This window comes from uncultured Thiocystis sp. (genome assembly GCF_903866365.1).
In the GTDB taxonomy this organism is placed as follows: Bacteria; Pseudomonadota; Gammaproteobacteria; order Chromatiales; family Chromatiaceae; genus Chromatium.
Map to the genome: position 1 here is coordinate 1 of NZ_CAIPNF010000008.1, position 3114 is coordinate 3114.

Annotated in this window: 2 protein-coding genes and 1 pseudogene; 2 read left to right on the forward strand and 1 reads right to left on the reverse strand. The window is 60.5% G+C overall.

Translation table 11 applies throughout. The features are described 5' to 3' along the window. Window positions 1-256 (reverse strand): annotated as a pseudogene (locus QZY07_RS00255) (IS982 family transposase); the annotation flags it as partial. 302 nt (window positions 257-558) lie between these two features. Here QZY07_RS00255 and QZY07_RS00260 point away from each other — a divergent pair. Together QZY07_RS00260 and speD are read left to right on the forward strand one after the other, a co-directional pair. After that, window positions 559-2046: an ISNCY family transposase gene (locus tag QZY07_RS00260; RefSeq protein ID WP_295398834.1), complete on the forward strand. Its 1488-nt coding sequence runs from the start codon at window positions 559-561 to the stop codon at window positions 2044-2046. 187 nt (window positions 2047-2233) lie between these two features. Further along, window positions 2234-3001, forward strand: a complete 768-nt coding sequence (gene speD / locus QZY07_RS00265; protein ID WP_363183481.1) for an adenosylmethionine decarboxylase — start codon at window positions 2234-2236, stop codon at window positions 2999-3001. The last annotated feature ends 113 nt before the right edge of the window (window positions 3002-3114 follow it).

Sequence of the window (3114 nt, forward strand, 5' to 3'; positions counted from 1 at the left end):
ACAACGGCATCACGAACGGTTCGCAACGATGGAGACGGCGCACGAAGCGACTCGCACTGAGCCGATGTGACAGATAGCCCGTTTCATGCAGGAACCGATGTGCCCGTTTGAAGCATCCGCCAAACTCGAGGGCGGCGACCAACGCGGTGGTGAGAATTTCCGCGTCGGACACCTGACACTGGGGGTCTTCACGATGACCGAGCGCTTTCAGCAGATCGTCACAAAGGCAGTACACGAATATAATTTGTGTGTCCATCGGGGTTCCTCGCCAGTCGTTGCGCAGTCGGGATACTCACAACGCTAGCAAACTCCGATGGACGCCGATCCATCAAGGTGGCAACTTGGGTTATATAGTGCCTGAACGATAACTTGTTCAGCCTTATAAAAACAATCGGTTATAATCGCAACCCTTGGTCGAAGATGGCGCGAAATCACCATGCGATGGGGCCAGAATCATGCGATAACCCATTGATGATTCGTTCCGACCGCTGAAATCCCGGTCCGTGGCCACCGCGTGGCGGGCTGAATTGCAAAAAACTTCGTGCTCCGTTTCCCGCCATGCGCCAGATCATCGACCCCCAGTTCCAGTTGGGTGAACAGGACATCGCCGCCATTGAACTCGACCGCAAATCGCGTGACGACATTCCGCGCCTCCTGCGGGGCCTGCAGTTCATTTATACCGAAGCGGCGGTGCGTGAGCGCGTCTTCGCCATCCTCGCGGAGGTTCTGCCCGAACGGGTCGACGCCCCCGGCGCGGTCAGCGCGGACACCGGCCGACCGGGCATGCTCCAGTGGCGCATCCTGGTGCTGGGCACGCTCCGTCTGGGGCTGAACGCCGACTTCGACCGGATCCAGGAACTGGCCAACCAGCATGCGACCATCCGCCAGATGCTCGGCCATGGCGAGTGGGCCGATGACACGCGCTACGCGTTGCAGACGCTGAAGGACAACCTGCGCCTGTTCACCCCCGAGGTGCTGGATCGCATCAACCAGGAGGTGGTGCGCGCAGGACACGTCCTGGTCAAAAAAAGTCCGGACGACGCGCTTGAGGTCCGTGCTGATTCGTTCGTGGTCGAGACCGACGTGCACTTTCCCACCGACCTCAATCTCTTGGCGGATGCCGTGCGCAAGGCGATCGAGACCAGTGCCGAGTTGTGCGAACAGGCCAAGTTCAGCGACTGGCGCCAAAGCGCTTACAATCTGCGCTGTCTGAAGCAGGCGTTGCGACGGGTGCAGCAACTCAAGCGCTCGACCGCCCAGGACGAGGCCAAGCGGGAGGCCCGTCAGGGCGAGATCAGGCAGGCCTGCGGTGACTATTTGGCGCTCGCCGAAGCGTTCCTGGAGCGTGCCCGCCTGACCCGCCTCAAGCTCGTGGTCGAGGCCCAACGGCCCGAGGTGCTTTTGGCCCCGTTGGACACCTACTTGACCCATGGCGCGCGCCAGATCGATCAAATCCGCCGTCGCGTGCTCCATGGCGAGCGCATTCCCCATGGTGAAAAGGTCTTCTCCATCTTCCAACCGCACACCGAATGGATTAGCAAAGGCAAGGCCGGGGTGGCCGTCGAGTTGGGGTTGCGGGTCGCCATCAGCGAAGATCAGTACGGCTTCATCCTGCATCATCAGGTGATGGAACACACCACTGACGATCAGATCGCCGTCCCCTTTGTGACCGCCACCTGCGCCCGCTTCCCCGAGACCCACAGCGTCAGCCTCGACAAGGGTTTTCACAGCCCGGCCAATCAACAGCAACTGGCCCAACTCGTGGCACTGCCGGTGCTGCCCAAGAAAGGCAAACGCTCGGCCGCCGAGTGGGAACGTGAGCACGACCCGCGCTTCATCCGCCTGCGCCACCGCCACAGCGCGGTGGAGTCGGCCATCAACGCCTTGGAGGCCCATGGGCTGGACGTCTGCCCCGACCACGGCCTGGACGGCTTCAAACGCTATGTGGCCATGGCGGTAGTCGCGCGCAACGTCCACCGCCTCGGCGCCATCCTGCTGGCCGCTGAGGCTGAGCAGGAACGGCGCCGGCAACGGCGAGCCGCCTAACCCCATTATTGGCATCGCGTGGGGGCGCTTAGGGAGGCGTGTGTTTGCACGAAGGCCGTGATAAGAACATCTCTCATTGGGCGGTGCGCTCCACGCCCCAACCCGGACTGACTCAAGAAAAACACCTCGCCGGGGCGATCAATCGCCTCCGAGTGCGGTCAAAAATCCGAGTTTTCGGTCAGGCACTATATACGATGTCTGCTACGCTGACTCCACCGAGCAGCGCGAAGCCTACATCGCTTATATCGACGAGGCCTATAACGCGGCGCGCCTGACCGCGATTCTGACCGACGTGGCGGAGATCATCGGCGCGAATATCCTCAACATCGCCCATCAGGACTACGATCCTCAGGGCGCATCGGTGACCATGCTGATCTCCGAGGAGGGGATCGTCGCGGAAAACCTCTCCAACACGGCCACGCCGGGACCGCTGCCGGACGCCGTGGTGGCGCATCTGGACAAGAGTCATATCACCGTCCACACCTATCCGGAAACCAACCCGCAGACCGGAATCAGCACCTTTCGCGCCGATATCGATGTCTCGACCTGCGGGCGGATTTCGCCGCTACGGGCGCTGAATTATCTGATTCACGCACTGGAATCGGACATCGTCATCATGGATTACCGGGTGCGCGGCTTCACCCGCGATGTCACCGGGCGCAAACACTTCATCGACCATAACATCAGCTCGATCCAGAACTATCTGTCGAGCAACACCAAAAAACGCTATCAGTTGGTCGACGTCAACGTTTATCAGGAAAATCTCTTCCACACCAAGATGGTCATCAAGCACTTCCAGCTCGACGATTATCTGTTCTGCGTCGAGGCCAAGGATTTGACGCCGCAGGAACATCAGCGCATTCAGAAACTGCTGCGTCGCGAACTGAGCGAGATTTTCAATGGCCGCAATCTGGGGCGTAATCTGGAAAGGGGGGTATCCAGCTCAGTGCGGTAACCCCTACTGGTTGTGATGGCGCCATGGGCGAGCCGACGAGGTGACGGCAAGCGACGGAGGGCCTACCTGATGCGCTAGGTGCGAGCGTGGTGAGATTGGTCTTGGGGCTGGAT

Bases quoted from the DNA above. Each gene is read 5' to 3' on its own strand.
- QZY07_RS00260 (WP_295398834.1), top strand. From the start codon at position 559: ATGCGCCAGATCATCGACCCCCAGTTCCAGTTGGGTGAACAGGACATC.